7 protein-coding genes are annotated in these 16,329 nt (G+C 58.5%); 2 read left to right on the top strand and 5 right to left on the bottom strand.

Translation table 11 applies throughout. The features are described from left to right. Window positions 1–33: 33 nt before the first annotated feature. The 5 genes from ACA079_RS02160 to putP form a co-directional block, all read right to left on the bottom strand. Entirely contained in the window at window positions 34–390 is a 357-nt protein-coding gene (locus tag ACA079_RS02160; protein ID WP_497702419.1) for a hypothetical protein, read from the bottom strand. Beyond that, a complete protein-coding gene (locus ACA079_RS02155) occupies window positions 390–5,177 on the bottom strand; it encodes an RHS repeat-associated core domain-containing protein (protein WP_497702418.1) in 4,788 nt (1,595 codons plus the stop codon). Before ACA079_RS02155 ends, ACA079_RS02160 begins: the two co-directional genes overlap by 1 nt. Beyond that, entirely contained in the window at window positions 5,177–5,914 is a 738-nt protein-coding gene (locus ACA079_RS02150; RefSeq protein ID WP_497702417.1) for a DUF4123 domain-containing protein, read from the bottom strand. The genes ACA079_RS02155 and ACA079_RS02150 overlap by 1 nt, the downstream gene beginning before the upstream one ends. Next, window positions 5,904–7,922, bottom strand: a complete 2,019-nt coding sequence (locus ACA079_RS02145) for a type VI secretion system Vgr family protein (RefSeq protein ID WP_497702416.1) — start codon at window positions 7,920–7,922, stop codon at window positions 5,904–5,906. Before ACA079_RS02145 ends, ACA079_RS02150 begins: the two co-directional genes overlap by 11 nt. A 366-nt stretch (window positions 7,923–8,288) precedes the next feature. Beyond that, the gene (gene putP / locus ACA079_RS02140) at window positions 8,289–9,773 is read right to left on the bottom strand and encodes a sodium/proline symporter PutP (protein WP_497702415.1); all 1,485 of its coding nucleotides are present in this window, start codon (window positions 9,771–9,773) and stop codon (window positions 8,289–8,291) included. A 464-nt stretch (window positions 9,774–10,237) separates the two neighbouring features. Here putP and putA point away from each other — a divergent pair, with 464 nt between their 5' ends. Both putA and ACA079_RS02130 read left to right on the top strand, forming a co-directional pair. Beyond that, the gene (gene putA / locus ACA079_RS02135) at window positions 10,238–14,191 is read left to right on the top strand and encodes a trifunctional transcriptional regulator/proline dehydrogenase/L-glutamate gamma-semialdehyde dehydrogenase (protein ID WP_497702414.1); all 3,954 of its coding nucleotides are present in this window, start codon (window positions 10,238–10,240) and stop codon (window positions 14,189–14,191) included. Between the two features lie 218 nt (window positions 14,192–14,409). Then, window positions 14,410–16,212, top strand: a complete 1,803-nt coding sequence (locus ACA079_RS02130) for an acyl-CoA dehydrogenase (protein WP_497702413.1) — start codon at window positions 14,410–14,412, stop codon at window positions 16,210–16,212. The last annotated feature ends 117 nt before the right edge of the window (window positions 16,213–16,329 follow it).

Below are 16,329 nucleotides of genomic sequence, written 5' to 3'. Positions count from 1 at the left end.
CCTTTTCAAAAACGGACAAGTTCATCTACACTATTATTTATCATCGCCCTCAGATTTATAACGCTGCAAACAGTTAAGAAGAACTATCATAAACCCTCTCTGATCCTTAACATCCTCATCAAAATAAGTGTCAATTTTTGAAAAAACTCCATCGAAATTGTCGCCACAACCTAAAAAATACTCCAAAGTATCAATAAGTAATTGCCGCTCTTTTTGGCTATAGAAAAAAAACTCCGGACGCAGCAAGAGATCAAATAGCTCAGCGAGCTCATTCTCATCATTCACGTCCTTCGAAACTATTATTTCTTCCCTTTTCAAGTCACGTGTATTTTCTATATCAAAAACGAAAAGCAAACTACGTATATCCCAGATATCGTAAGAATTTTTCATTAGTCAAAATCCGTAAAAGCTGTTATGGGCTGACCCGCTGAATTCAAGTAAACTATTGCTCTGGTTTGTTCACCGTACTGCAAGCCGTCTCTCTTAAATCCCTCTCCTACTTTTTTACCCATTTCAATTGGACGCTTGGAAGCATTCAAACCACTCTGTTTAAAAATCAACTGTGCGCGCTGTATCGCATTCATCTGATCGCGATGGCTGAGAAAGTGTGTCGCCGCAGAGGGTATTACGGGCTCGCCCCTTCGCCTTCCTCTCTCGTACCTATCTATTTCGCCGGTCCCAGGGTTCCTGCCTTCTTGCACTCGCTGAAGCTGGGACTGCAGAGTGGTTTGAGCCCCATGTTTCTGTAGAAAGTGGGCCTCATCAATTGAATCTTCCATTTCTTTCAATCGCCTATGAACAACCGCCTCCGCCAATTCATCAATCCGCGCCCTACGCTGATCCCCCGTCAGCTTCGGCAGCGCCGGCTCACCCTCATCAACCTTAACGCCAGTCGTATCATCCGGCGCCCCACACCCAGGCTTATTCGGCGGCGGGCAATTCCCGCTCAACCCCAACGGATCAACCCACCCCGTCGGATTCGGCGTGTACTGGTACTGGTTCAGCCCGCCCGCTAACTTGATCGGATCCGGCGTCAGGTACCGTCCAACCTCCGGATCATAGTACCGATACCGGTTGTAATGCAGACCACTCTCAGCGTCGAAGTACTGCCCTTGAAACCGCAACGGTTGCTCGAGCTGCTCGCCCCCACCAAACGCGAGGCGAGTGACTTTGCCGTAGGCGTTGTACTTCGCCGACCAGACGATTTCGCCGCTGTAATCCGTGAGTTCTTGCGGCGTGCCCAGGTGATCGAGTTGGTAGTAGAACGGGCAGGCTTTGCGCGGCCCTTTGCCGTCGAGCATGGCCAGCGGGCGGAAGCTGCCGGGTTCGTAGACGTAGCTGCGGTAATGTTCGCGGCTGCTTTCGGCGATGAGGTTATCGCCTTGCCAGAAGAACTCGGTGGTGTGGCCGTCGACGGTTTTGGCGATGCGGCGGCCGAAGGCGTCGTAGCGGTAGTTGGCGCTGCGGCCGTCCGGGGTCGTGACGCCGACCAAGCGGTGCTGGCAGTCGTAGCGGTATTCGGTGACGAGTTTTTGCGCGGTGCCGCGGCGTTCGCGGATGAGGTTGCCGAAGGCGTCGTAGTCGTAGTGGCGGTCGCCTTGCATGAGCAGGCGATTGCCTTTGACGGTTGCGCCGCCGGGGCGGTCCTGCATCAGCAGGTTGCCCGCCGGGTCGTGGGCGAAGCTTTCCGGTGGGTCGTCGCGGGTGTGGCGTACGCGGGTCAGGCGGTTGAGCGGGTCGTATTGGTAATTGCGTTGGCCGTGACGGGTGTCGGCGATGCTGTCGAGATTGCCGCTGGCGCTGTAGGCATAGTCGCGGCGATACAGCGTTTGGTGCTGTTGACTGACAGCGTGGGCCTTCAATCGGCCCTGATCGTCGTAGGCATATTCGCTGAGCAGTTGCCCCTGCTGGCGTTGCTGTTCGCGGCCGAAGGCGAATTGGTGAGTGGTGAGTCGCGCGCCGTTGAGGTCGATGGCCGTCAGCCCACCGCCCTTGGCGTGGTGGTAGTCGAGTTTGCAGCCGTCCGGCAGGCGCAGGCGACTCAGTTGGCCGCAGGCGTCGTAGCCATAACGTAACGTGCCCCAGCCTTGGTGCTCGCTGATCAGACGATCCTGCTGGTCGTACTCGAATTCCAGCGGATGGTCGTGACCGTCATCGACGCTGACCAGTCGTCCGAGGCTGTCGTAGCGGTATTCAACCTTGATGCCGTCGGGCAGGGTTTTGACCAGTAGACGCCCCACCGAATCCCGCTGATAAGCCGTCACCAACTGCGAGCCATCCTCGCCGAACTCGGTTTTCTCCAGCAGATGGCCGTTGAGGTCGTAGGCGTACGCCGTGCGTTGGCCGTCGAATCCAGTTTCCTGTCGGATCAAGCCATTGAGCGTGTAGTCCAGGAGATATTTTTCGCCGGATTCGTTTTCGATTTCCGTGAGTAACAGCTGGGCGTTGTCGTAGCGGTACTTCAACTGGGTGCCGTCGGGATTGATCCGGCGGCTGACCAGATGCAGGTCGTCGACGTATTCGTAGCGGGTGACGCGGCCCAGTTCATCGCGTTCGGCGGTGATCTTGCCGTAGGCGTTGTAGCTGAACGCGCGGCTGGCGCCTGTGGGAAGCGTGGTCTGGATCAGTCGGCCAACGCCATCCCATTGGTACTTCGTGACGGCGCCGTGTTCGTCCTGCCGGGTAATCTGCCGCCCCAACGCATCGTAGGAAAACCGTCGCACACCACCATCCGGTAGCGTTTCCTCAACCAACTGCCCCAAGCCATTCCAGACGAACACATGCCGACTGTTGTCCGGGTATCGGATCGACAGCAGCTGACCTTTTTCGTCGTAGTGATAGTGGGTGACATGACCGTCAGGATCGGTCGCTTCCGTGATGTCACCCTGGGCGTTGCGCTGATATTTCCAGACGGCTTTGCCGCGAAACCGTGCGTGCAGGAAACCGTTGCGGTACTCGTAGGCCGTCGGCTCGTCTTCCGGCGGAATCAGCGCAACCAATCGTCCGACTTCGTCGTAACGGTATTCGGTGACGGCGCCGAGCGAATCCTGCTCGGCAATCAGCAGACCGTTGTCGTCGTAAGCCTTGAGGTGCTCGCCGCCGTCCAGCTCGACCTTGCGCACCAGCCGTGCGCGGTCGTCGTGGACGTAAACCTCTTCACTGCCATCGATGTTCTGGACGGTGACACTGCCCTCGTCATCCCAGACATAACGCGTGTCCATCTGCGAAAACGACGCCCAATGGCGGACACATCGGGCAGCCTTGCCGGACCTTTCCCAGTCCCAGAAGAAACTCGCCCCACCAGTCAGTTGCCGCTGCAGGATGACGTGCTGATCGTCGTAGTCGTAGCGCTCGCTTTCGCCGACGGCGTTGGTGGCTTCGATCAGTTGATCGCGTTCGTCGTAGTGATACGTGACCAGCGTCTGTTCGGTGTGCCAGGCCTCGTCGAGGGTGTCGGCCGGATGAAAGCGCTGATACTCCACGGCGACCAAATGGCTGCGGTCATAGCGCAGCAACAATGCGCGACCGGCACCGTTGTCGAGGCGTTTGATGCGGTCTTGTCGATCGCGGGTGATGCGCAGGCGGTTGTCGTAAGCGTCGCTGATCGTTGTCAGTCGGCCGTTTTGAAAGTGATAGAAGCGCGTGTCGTCACCGGCCTGGGCGAGGATCAGTTCTTCTGGTTGATCTCCGAGATAAATCGCCGCCCGCGACAGGCTGTTGTGGATCGCCGGGCGTTCACTGTTTGGCAGCGGGAAAGTGGTCCGACGGTTTTCGTGGTCGATCCAGATGACGGTCTCGCCGTCGATTTCCAGTCGATGCGCGAGGCTGTGACTCCAGCCGAAACCGAGGCCGCAATCGATCTCGGCGGCGCTGGTGCGATAGAGCCGGGTGAAATCGAACGGCAAGATGCCGTCCAGCGCACCGTCGGTCAGGGTCAGCAGTTCTTCGCCCGTGACCATCGACACCGGGCATTTGTTGGTGGCGGTTTTATCAACGGAATCGGCGCTGTCGCCGTTGGGGTTTTTCGCTTGATTCGACGCGTCGTCGTGATGTTCGTCTTTCTTTAGCGAAGCGTTGCGTCGGGCGTCCCAGCGCAGTTGCATCCGACCCTTTTTCAACCCCGACGCGATGCCCCGCGCGGCGACTTTTTTGTAGCGATCGACGTACTCTATGAAGTTGTTGATGATCGTGACCATCGACTTCACGAAGCCCATTGCGGCCTGAAAAATCTGCGCGCCGTACTTGGCCAGGCGCACTGTCAGCCAAGCAATGCCGACTCCAACCACGCTCAGCACCAAGCCAATCAACAAGTCGATGATCAATCCAACCACGACCTTGGAAATGGCTTCCGCCGAGGACCCGGCGAGTTGCGAAGGTGGCAATGCTTCAAGCCATAGCACTGCGGTGCGCATCAGCAAACAGAGCGCCGCCTCGTCGCTGGCCAGCAACATGGCTTTTTCCATCAGGTCGGGGGCGGCTACTGCCAGACCGGCAAGTTGCCCAGCACTTTCGCCAAGCTTCTCGGCAAAAGCGTTGGGGTTCTTCAGGATGTCGGTGAGTTCACCGATGCCATCCCAAACCCCCTGAATGGCTGCCCAACCTCCTGCGAGCATTCCATTGCCTACAGCCGCTAATGACGCTGACGCAGATTGCTGCGACCACTGCGGCTTAAAACCTTCCCACTCTTTGCGTAGCCAACTTTCCAGTTCTAGGGTCAGGCCGTCATAGGACGAGAAGAGATCATCAATTTGCTCTGGAGTGACTTCACTCTGGACATGAACACGATAGAACTTGCCGGGGGTGCCCTTGAACTGTCCTTTACCGTTCTCATTGAGCTCGACCGACTTGCTCTCTCCGCCATCGCTGGCAATCACATCGACCGAAATATTCCCCAATGGAATGTCATAAACCGATTCGAACTTACTCTCGATCTCCAGAATTCCGTTCGCAGGACACCGCGCCAAACCCGAGAAAAAAACATCGTCGCGACTACTCACCGCTGTCGTCGTATCGCCAAGCTTTATCAGCCGCTCCATGTCCAACAGCGAAGGCATGTCCATCGTCCGGCTGACCTTGTCCGCATTCCGGCTCAAGAATTGGCCAAGCTGTTGGCGATACAAAACCAGTGTGTCCTTGAAACCGTCGAGCTCCTGCTCGATCCGTACAATCTGATCCATCAGTCCAGCTCCGTTATCAAGTAATCCACCAAGGCTGATTTCGGTGCTTGAGGCAGATCCGACGCCTCCAGAAAGATCGCGACCTTGTGCCGCAATACGCCCGCCGAAAACGCCTCATAAAGATCAGGTCGGTCCTCGCTCAACCACATCAGCAAGTTGTTAATGCGAGTTGTTGCGGACTCGTTGGCGAGGTGTTTAAGCAGCGATTCGGAAACTTCCCACCACGGAAAAACCCTGGAGATTTTCAACGCACTGCCACCGATGGCGAGCGGCTGGCCATTGATCAAAACGCGGTCAATCACAGGCATTAACTGCGTGGCGTTATCGTCGGTGGACTGAAGAATCGGCAACAAATAACGCCCATCCCAAAAGCGAAAGAACACCGCATTACCATTGGGCAAAAGGACTTGGGTGAGGCTGCGAAGATGCTCAACCAACACCTCCTGAGGGGCAGAAGAAACTGCCAGCCAACCCCAATCACGAGACTCGGTTGTGGCAACCCACTCCAGAAACTCACTGCCAGCAGCGACGATTCCGACATAGGGCATTACCGGTTCCCACTCGGCGTAAGCGGTGTCGGCCCAGATCGGACTGGGTGCTTGAGCGGCGATCGAACGCTGCCAGGCTTTGAACGGTTCAGCGCTGCTCGCGCTGCTGAAAACCGCGAACAATTGCTCGGAAGGTTTGAGCGGTTGGCGATCCAACCAGTCGCGGGGTGACAAGGCATCAGGCTGCACAGACACCCTCCTTGCAGCGCTCACATTCCTCACAGAACGGCGCGTCGCTTTTCAGGCTCAGAATCTGTGCGGCACTCAGCAGCGCTGCCGGGGCGGCGACAAGTTGCAACGGCGTATCCGGCAAGGACGGCGCGGCTGCCATGGCCGGCATCAACGCACCACCGACCTGAATCGGCACGCTGCTGAAAATCCCACCGGGACCAATATTGATCCACTGCCCGCCCGCCTGAATCGTCGCGCTGGCCCCGCCGTCGATCACCACTTGCTGGCCGGCGCTGACATGGAATTGCTGACTGGCATTCAGCGCCTGACTGGTCACGCGAATGTGTCGATCACCAACCACCACCAAGTGATCATCCAGCTTCACTTCGGTCTGGCGCTGGCCATGGGTGATGCGTTGTTCGTCGGCCTTCAGCTCATGGCGAGCAATGCCGGTGACGACAATGCTGCGGGCGTTATCGACCTGCACCTGTTGATCATTCAGTACGTGCTGGGTCCAGTTTCGCTGGGCGCGCAGGTAGATTTCCTCGGCACCTTTGCGATCCTCGATGCGCAATTCGTTGTAACCGCCGCCACCGGGACTGCTCTGGCTGCGGAAAATGCTGCGGGTTTTGTCGGCAGGCAGATCGAGCGGCACCGGGGTTGCGGCGTTTGGCAGGCAACCCATCACCAGCGGTTTATCGGCATCGGCGTCGACGAATCCCACCAGCACTTCCATGCCGACTCGCGGGATCATCACGCTGCCATAACGGTCGTGCGCCCAGCCGGTGGCGACGCGCAGCCAGCAACTGGAGTGTTCATCGAGCTGACCGTCACGGTCCCAAGCCAGCTGAACCTTGACCCGACCGAACTCGTCGCAATGGATTTCGCTGTCAGTCGGGCCAGTGACCACCGCGGGTTGATAGCCGAGCATGCGTGGTTTTTCCGGCCCGAGTGGAGGGCGAAACGAAACGTCCCACGGTGTTGCCAGAAAGGTATTGCGATAGCCCTGGAAATCATCCGGGCCGTCGCTGGTGACTGACTCTTCCAGCACTTGCGGCTGGCGGCCACGGTGTTCGATTTCGGTGATCAACCACAGGTCATTCCATGCCTGACGCGGATGCTCGGCCAAGTGCAGGAAATGCCCGCTGACCAACGCCGATTCGTCGCCACGACCTTCGGCCTGGCGGAAGTCGGCGTTGTGGCGTTCGAGTGCTCGTTGGGCCAGATGCTTGCCGTGTTCGCGGTCGGTGAATTGGCCAGGAAAGTGATAGTCCTCAAGCACCGGTCGCAGCTCGCTGTCGAGGCGGCTTTCAAGTTGCAGGCGAGGTTTTTTGAAGTCGTAGTCGCGACGGGTTACCGCTGTCGTCCGGGTTTCCAGTCGCACGTTGAAACGCTTGATGGCCGGCGCATCCGCCGCCATTCCGCTGCCCGGAAGGTATAGCGTCGGCTCGGGCAGACGAGGGAACACCGTCTGGTCATCACCAAACACCAACAGGTGCCCGTCGATGCTGTGCTGAAAGTGGTAGTGAATGCCGATCTCGGCACACAGCCTCTGGATGAACGCCAGATCGCTTTCAGCGTATTGCACGCAGTACTCGCGCTCTGGGTAGTCACTGCCTAGCCGGAACTCGAAGGCATCGCGCTGGATGCCGTGATCCTTAAGGACCTGCGTGATGATCGCCGGCACGTTTTTGTGCTGGAAGATCCGCTGATTGATGCGCTGACCGAGGTAGGCCAGACGCGGCACGAGGCTGATTTGGTAGCCCGTCAGGCGTTGTCCGGAATCGCTTTGGCCGACCCGAAAAATCTGACCATGAATGCCGGAACCCTGAGCATCGAAACTCAGAAAGGCCTGACGGTGCAGCAGGCTTTCGAGTTCGATATCCGGCCGTTCGCTGACCAGTTCCAGGTCAAAACGGTAGGGCTGGCTGATGGCTTCCGTGCCCGAGAACTCAAGTACCTTGAGTTCATTCTGGACGCCGTCGATCGTCAACGTGAAACGCGGTTGATTGGCAGGAGCGAACATCCGATGTGTCTCTGCAGAATGAAGGCGGGCGATTCTGCATGAGCGACAAGGGGCATTGATGGAGGGACAGGGAAATCAGATTTGCCCTACTTTTTTAGAGATTTCCCCTTCAACAATCAGCGTGTTTGGCTACAGACATCTCCTTCAAAACCACCACTAACCACTGTGGGAGCGAGCTTGCTCGCGATGGCGTCGGATCAGTCGACATAATTATTGAATGATCTACCGCTATCGCGAGCAAGCTCGCTCCCACAGGGGATAGATAGGGATTCGAGATTTGCATGGTCCAAAAAAAACGGCCCGCCTCCAAAAGGAAGCGGGCCGTTTTCATGTTTGGCGAAAGGTCAGAGCATCAGCTCATCCCGATCACTTGTTCAGGCGGAAATCTGCCTCGGCAGCAGCGAAGCGCTGAAGCATGCCTTTAGTAGGCGCGCCCAGTTTGCTGACGATGTAGATCGCCAGGCTGGCGAAGATGAAACCAGGGATGATTTCGTACAGGCCCAGCAGTTCGAAGTGTTTCCAGACGATCACGGTGATCGCGCCGACCAGGATACCGGCCAGTGCACCGTCGCGGGTCATGTCTTTCCAGATCACGGAGATCAGGACAACCGGACCGAAAGCAGCGCCGAAACCAGCCCAGGCGTAGCTGACCAGACCCAGTACACGGTTTTCCGGGTTAGCGGCCAGAGCGATAGCGATCAAGGCAACCAGCAGCACCATGGCACGACCGACCCAGACCAGTTCTACCTGGGAGGCGGTTTTACGCAGGAAGGTTTTGTAGAAGTCTTCGGTCAGGGCGCTCGAGCAAACCAGCAATTGGCAGCTCAGGGTGCTCATCACAGCAGCCAGAATGGCCGACAGCAGTACACCGGCAACCCATGGATTGAACAGAATTTTGGCCAGTTCGATGAACACACGTTCGTGGTTTTCGCTCACGGGCATTGCCACGGCAGGGTTTGCCGAGAAGTAGGCAATACCGAAGAAGCCTACAGCCACGGTGCCGCCCAGGCACAGGATCATCCAGGTCATAGAGATGCGGCGAGCGTTAGCGATCGACTTGACCGAATCCGCCGCCATGAAACGCGCCAGGATGTGCGGCTGACCGAAGTAGCCAAGGCCCCAGCCCATCAACGAGATGATGCCGATGAAGGTGGTGTTTTTCAGCATGTCGAAGTTGCTTGGATCTTGCGCTTCGATGGCCAGGAACGTGGTATCGATGCCACCGGTGGCCAGCAGCACGATGATCGGCGTCAGCAACAGGGCGAAGATCATCAGCGTGGCTTGTACGGTGTCAGTCCAGCTCACTGCCAGGAAACCACCGACGAAGGTGTAGGCAATCGTCGCTGCAGCGCCAGCCCACAGTGCAGTCTCGTAGGACATGCCGAAGGTGCTTTCAAACAGACGGGCGCCGGCCACGATGCCGGATGCGCAGTAGATGGTGAAGAACACCAGGATCACGACCGCGGAGATGATCCGCAGCAGGCCGCTTTTGTCTTCGAAACGGCTGGAGAAGTAATCCGGCAGGGTCAGCGCATCGCCGTTGTGCTCGGTCTGCACGCGCAGACGGCCGGCGACGAACAGCCAGTTCAGGTAAGCACCGATGATCAGGCCGATGGCGATCCAGCTTTCGGACAGACCGGACATGTAGATAGCGCCCGGCAGGCCCATCAACAACCATCCGCTCATGTCGGAGGCGCCGGCGGACAATGCAGTCACGACGCTGCCCAGGCTGCGACCGCCCAGAATGTAGTCAGAAAGGTTGTTGGTGGAGCGATAGGCCATGAAGCCGATCAGCACCATTGCTGCGATGTAGATCACGAACGTGATCAGTGTTGGATTGCTTACGCTCATTAAGTGATGCCCTGGCTTTGTTTTTATGTAGCGGCAGAGTGTGAAGCCGCCGACAAACGACAATGTTTGTTCAGACGATTTCGGGGCCCGCGCATTTATGACTGATGTTTCCCCAGGAAAGCCATCAGCCGGTGCACCTGTCTTTTTTGACCGGTTGCACCTTGGGCGCGAATGCTATTCAACAAAGCAAATAAGGTGCAACCAGTTTCTTGAGAATAAGTTGCACCTAGTCGGATTTACCTGAAAAAACCCCGTTTTTGCTCCCTTTTAGCGCAGTCCTGTCGGTTTACTAGAAGCAAAAGCACCAAGCAGGAGCGGTACGTTCGTACCGGAATTTATTTCCTGACGAGCTGCGTATTATTCCGACAAAAAAAGGGTTGCACCCGGTTGCACCTCGACGGTTGCACGGCTAATCTTGCCGCCAGCTGATGCCACGCGGTTGTGGCAAACATGAGGATAAAAATATGGCTACCACCACCCTTGGGGTCAAACTTGACGACCCGACCCGCGAGCGCCTCAAGGCTGCCGCGACCTCGATTGATCGCACGCCACACTGGCTGATCAAGCAGGCAATTTTCAATTACCTGGAAAAACTCGAGGGTGGTGCAACCCTGACCGAGCTGAGCGGTTTGATCAGCAAAGACGCTGACGACGCCGGCGAAGTCCACGCCGACCACGCGCACCAGTGCTTCCTGGAATTCGCCGAAAGCATCCTGCCGCAATCGGTACTGCGCGCTTCGATCACCGCCGCTTACCGTCGCCCTGAGCCGGAAGTGGTGCCGATGCTGATCGAGCAGGCTCGCCTGCCGATCGCCATGGCCGAAGCCACCAACAAGCTCGCCGCCTCGATTGCCGAAAAACTGCGCAATCAGAAGAGCGCCGGCGGCCGTGCCGGGATTGTTCAGGGCCTGTTGCAGGAATTTTCCCTGTCGTCCCAGGAAGGCGTGGCGCTGATGTGCCTGGCCGAAGCGCTGCTGCGCATCCCGGACAAAGGCACGCGTGACGCACTGATCCGCGACAAAATCAGCACAGGCAACTGGCACCCGCACTTGGGCAACAGCCCGTCGCTGTTCGTCAACGCCGCCACGTGGGGCTTGCTGCTGACCGGCAAACTGGTCGCCACCCACAACGAAGCCGGCCTGACTTCGTCCTTGAGCCGCATCATCGGCAAGAGCGGCGAGCCGATGATCCGCAAGGGCGTCGACATGGCCATGCGCCTGATGGGCGAGCAGTTCGTGACCGGCGAAACCATCGCCGAAGCCCTGGCCAACGCCAGCAAGTTCGAAGCCAAAGGCTTCCGCTATTCCTACGACATGCTGGGTGAAGCCGCACTCACCGAGCACGACGCCCAGAAGTACCTGGCCTCGTACGAACAAGCCATCCACTCGATCGGCAAAGCGTCCCACGGTCGTGGGATTTATGAAGGTCCTGGCATTTCCATCAAGCTGTCGGCACTGCACCCGCGTTACAGCCGTGCGCAGTACGAGCGCGTGATGGACGAGCTGTACCCGCGCCTGCTGTCGCTGACCTTGCTGGCCAAGCAATACGACATCGGCCTGAACATCGACGCCGAAGAAGCTGACCGCCTCGAGCTGTCGCTGGATCTGCTGGAACGCCTGTGCTTCGAGCCGCAACTGACCGGCTGGAACGGCATCGGTTTCGTGATCCAGGCTTATCAAAAGCGTTGCCCGTACGTGATCGACTACGTGATCGACCTGGCTCGCCGCAGCCGTCATCGCCTGATGATCCGCCTGGTGAAAGGCGCGTACTGGGACAGCGAAATCAAACGCGCCCAGGTCGAAGGCCTGGAAGGCTATCCGGTCTACACCCGCAAGGTGTACACCGACGTTTCCTACATCGCCTGCGCCCGCAAACTGCTGTCGGTACCGGAAGTCATCTACCCGCAGTTCGCCACGCACAACGCCCACACCTTGTCGGCCATTTACCACATCGCCGGTCAGAACTATTACCCCGGCCAGTACGAGTTCCAGTGCCTGCACGGCATGGGCGAACCGTTGTACGAACAGGTTGTAGGCAAAGTTTCCGAAGGCAAGTTGAACCGTCCGTGCCGCGTGTACGCACCGGTCGGCACTCACGAAACGCTGTTGGCGTACCTGGTGCGTCGCCTGTTGGAAAACGGTGCGAATACCTCGTTCGTCAACCAGATCGCCGATCAGTCCATCTCGATTCAGGCGCTGGTGGCCGATCCTGTGGCCAGCATCGAGCGGATGGCTACGCTGGAAGGCGGCTTCGGCCTGCCGCACCCGCGCATCCCACTGCCGCGTGATCTTTATGGTGCCGAGCGCGCCAACTCCAGCGGCATCGACATGGCCAACGAACATCGTCTGGCTTCGCTGTCCTGCGCCTTGCTGGCAACCGCTCATAACAACTGGAAAGCCGCGCCGATGCTCGGTTGCACCTCAAACACTGAAACCCCTGCGCCAGTCCTGAACCCGTCCGATCTGCGTGACGTGGTTGGCTATGTACAGGAAGCGACCGTCGAAGACGTCGACAACGCGATCCAGTGCGCCCTGAATGCTGCGCCGATCTGGCAGGCCACCCCGCCCGCCGAACGCGCCGCGATTCTGGAACGTGCCGCCGACTTGATGGAAGGCGAGATCCAGCCGCTGATGGGCCTGCTGGCTCGCGAAGCCGGCAAGACCTTCGCCAACGCCATCGCCGAAGTGCGTGAAGCCGTGGACTTCCTGCGTTATTACGCGGTGCAGGCGCGCAACGATTTCACCAACGACGCCCACCGCCCATTGGGTCCGGTGGTCTGCATCAGCCCGTGGAACTTCCCGCTGGCAATTTTCAGTGGCCAAGTCGCTGCTGCATTGGCCGCCGGTAACCCGGTACTCGCCAAGCCTGCGGAACAAACCCCGCTGGTGGCTGCTCAAGCCGTGCGTTTGCTGCTCGAAGCCGGGATTCCGGAAGGCGTGCTGCAACTGCTGCCGGGCCGTGGCGAAACCGTCGGTGCCCGTCTGGTCGGCGACGATCGGGTCAAAGGCGTGATGTTCACCGGCTCCACCGAAGTCGCCCGTTTGCTGCAACGCAACGTCGCGGGTCGTCTGGATGCACAAGGTCGCCCGATTCCGCTGATCGCCGAAACCGGTGGCCAGAACGCGATGATCGTCGACTCTTCGGCACTGACCGAACAAGTTGTGATCGACGTGGTGTCGTCGGCCTTCGACAGCGCTGGTCAACGTTGCTCGGCACTGCGCGTGCTGTGCTTGCAGGAAGATTCCGCTGACCGCGTCATCGAAATGCTTAAAGGTGCCATGGCTGAATGCCGCCTCGGCAACCCGGAGCGGCTGTCCGTGGACATCGGCCCGGTAATCGACGCCGAAGCCAAGGCCGGTATCGAGAAGCACATCCAGGGCATGCGTGACAAAGGTCGCAGCGTGTACCAGGTGGCCATCGCCAACACCGAAGAAGTCAAACGCGGCACCTTCGTGATGCCGACGCTGATCGAACTGGAAAGCTTCGACGAGCTGCAACGGGAGATCTTCGGTCCGGTGCTGCACGTGGTTCGCTACAAGCGCAAAGACATCGATCAGTTGATCGGTCAGATCAACGCTTCCGGCTACGGCCTGACCTTGGGCGTGCACACTCGCATCGACGAGACCATCGCCAAGGTGATCGACAACGTCAACGCCGGTAACGTCTACGTGAACCGCAACATCGTGGGTGCTGTGGTGGGTGTACAACCGTTCGGTGGCGAAGGCCTGTCGGGTACTGGCCCGAAAGCCGGCGGTCCGTTGTACCTGTACCGTCTGCTGTCGACGCGTCCTACCGATGCAATCGAACAATCCTTCGCTCGCGGTGATGCCATCACGGCACCGGACGTTCGTCTGCGTGATGCCATGAGCAAACCGCTGAAGGCCCTGCAAGCCTGGGCTGACAGTAACAAGTTTGCCGACCTGAGCACCCTGTGCGTGCAGTTCGCGGCGCAATCGCAAAGCGGGATCACCCGTGTTCTGGCGGGCCCGACCGGCGAGCGCAACAGCTACGCCATCCTGCCGCGCGAACACGTGCTGTGCCTGGCGGAAGTCGAAGGCGATCTGCTGACGCAACTGGCGGCGGTATTGGCCGTCGGCGGTTCGGCGGTATGGCCGGAAGCTGAATTGACCAAGGCATTGTTCGCACGTCTGCCGAAGGAAGTTCAGGCGAAGATCAAGCTGGTTTCCGACTGGAGCAAGGACGAAGTGCTGTTTGATGCGGTTCTGCATCACGGCCATTCCGATCAGCTGCGCGCGGTCTGCCAGCAAGTGGCCAAGCGTGCCGGTGCGATTGTCGGGGTTCATGGTTTGTCGCAAGGCGAGACCAACATTGCGCTGGAGCGTCTGGTGATCGAGCGGGCGTTGAGCGTTAACACTGCTGCGGCGGGTGGTAATGCGAGCTTGATGACTATCGGTTAAACCGCAATAAGACCGGGCATCCGCAATGGGTGTCCGGCGTTTTAGAAGCAAGATCAATAGATCGCAGCCTTCGGCAGCTCCTACAGGGGATCGTGTTTCTCTGTAGGAGCTGCCGAAGGCTGCGATCTTTTGCTTCTCCATCACCAAGATCAATCATCCTGTTCACCCCGCCCTCCCCACGCCTAGACTCGGTCCATTCCAAAAAAAGGTAGGCCGCCATGTCCGAGACGTTGCTCAGTTCCCGCAATCTGGCTTTCGAGCTGTATGAAGTCCTTGATGCCGAGGGCCTGACCCAGCGTGAGCGTTTCGCCGAGCACAACCGCGAGACTTTCGATGCTGCCATCGGCACTGCCCGCAACATCGCCGAGAAGTTTTTCGCCCCGCACAATCGCAAGGGCGACGAAAACGAACCGCGCTACGAGAACGGTCAGGCAATTCTGATTCCGGAAGTGAAACCGGCGGTGGATGCCTTCCTTGAAGCCGGCTTCCTCAACGCCGCACGCAGTTTCGACGCGGGCGGGATGCAACTTCCTACGCTGTTGTCCCAGGCCTGTTTTGCGCACTTTCAATCCGCCAACGCGGCGTCGACCTCTTATCCGTTCCTGACCATGGGCGCGGCGAACCTGATCGAAAGCTTCGGCACGGAGGAGCAGAAACAGCGCTTCCTGCAACCGATGATCGACGGTCGCTTCTTCGGCACCATGGCGCTGACCGAACCGCATGCCGGCTCGTCGCTGTCGGATATTCGTACCCGCGCAGAGCCTGCGTCTGACGGCACGTATCGACTCAAGGGCAACAAGATCTTCATCTCCGGCGGTGATCACCCGCTGTCGGAAAACATCGTGCACATGGTGCTGGCCAAGCTGCCGGATGCACCGGCGGGTGTGAAAGGGATTTCGCTGTTCATCGTGCCCAAGTTTCTGGTCAACGATGACGGCAGTCTGGGCAAACGTAACGATGTGCTGCTGGCCGGCTTGTTCCACAAGATGGGCTGGCGCGGTACCACGTCCACCGCGCTGAACTTCGGCGACAACGGCGAGTGTGTCGGCTACCTCGTGGGCAAGCCTCATCACGGCTTGAGCTACATGTTCCAGATGATGAACGAGGCGCGGATCGGCGTCGGCATGGGCGCGGTGATGCTCGGTTACGCCGGTTATTTGTACTCCCTGGAGTACGCCCGCGAACGTCCGCAAGGTCGCGTGCCGGACAGCAAGGACCCGAACACCGCACCGGTGGCGATCATTCAACATGCCGACGTCAAACGCATGTTGCTGACCCAGAAAGCCTACGTCGAAGGCTCGTTCGACTTAGGGTTGTACGCGGCACGGTTGTTTGACGACACCACGACCCTTGAGACTGAAGCCGAGCGCAAACAGGCCCACGAACTGCTGGATTTGCTCACGCCGATCGTCAAATCCTGGCCGTCGGAGTTTTGCCTGAAAGCTAACGAACTGGCGATCCAGATACTCGGTGGCCATGGTTACACCCGCGAATACCCGGTGGAGCAGTATTACCGCGACAACCGCTTGAACCCGATCCACGAAGGGACTCACGGCATTCAATCGCTGGACTTGCTGGGCCGCAAACTGGCACAGAACGGTGGTGCGGGGCTCAAGCAATTGATCCGTCTGATTGCCGATACCGCCGAGCGCGCTCAAGCGTATGAATCGTTGACCGCGCTGCGTGAGCCGCTGGAGAAACTGGTGGCGCGTCTGCAAACCGTGACCATTGGTTTGCTGACGGATTTGGGGCAAGGCAAGGTTAATAGCAGCCTGGCGAACTCGGCGCTGTACCTGAAAGTGTTCGGGCACACGGTGATTGGCTGGCGCTGGCTGGAGCAGGCGATTCGCGCTGAGGAAGGGCTGGCCAAAGGGAATGTGGCGGATGTGAGCTTCTATAAAGGCAAGTTGCAGGCGGCGCGGTATTTTCTGACGTGGGAAGTGCCGGGTTGCCACCATGAATTGGCGATTCTTGAGGCTCGGGATGATGTGTGTCTGACGATGCAGGATGAATGGTTCTGATCACAAACTTGCAGCGCTGCTGAATACCAATCGCGAGCAAGCTCGCTCCCACAGTTGACCGTGTTCCAATGTGGGAGCGAGCTTGCTCGCGATGGCGTCAGTGCACGCACCAAATGT

The organism is Pseudomonas sp. LBUM1645 (genome assembly GCF_059716185.1).
This window is presented reverse-complemented; position numbering and strand designations above follow the sequence as displayed.

What these genes read in the sequence shown, in the direction of transcription:
- putA (WP_497702414.1), top strand. Translation starts at nt 10,238, where the DNA reads ATGGCTACCACCACCCTTGGGGTCAAACTTGACGACCCGACCCGCGAG.
- putP (WP_497702415.1), bottom strand. Translation starts at nt 9,773, where the DNA reads ATGAGCGTAAGCAATCCAACACTGATCACGTTCGTGATCTACATCGCA.
- ACA079_RS02160 (WP_497702419.1), bottom strand. Translation starts at nt 390, where the DNA reads ATGAAAAATTCTTACGATATCTGGGATATACGTAGTTTGCTTTTCGTT.
- ACA079_RS02145 (WP_497702416.1), bottom strand. Translation starts at nt 7,922, where the DNA reads ATGTTCGCTCCTGCCAATCAACCGCGTTTCACGTTGACGATCGACGGC.
- ACA079_RS02155 (WP_497702418.1), bottom strand. Translation starts at nt 5,177, where the DNA reads ATGGATCAGATTGTACGGATCGAGCAGGAGCTCGACGGTTTCAAGGAC.
- ACA079_RS02130 (WP_497702413.1), top strand. Translation starts at nt 14,410, where the DNA reads ATGTCCGAGACGTTGCTCAGTTCCCGCAATCTGGCTTTCGAGCTGTAT.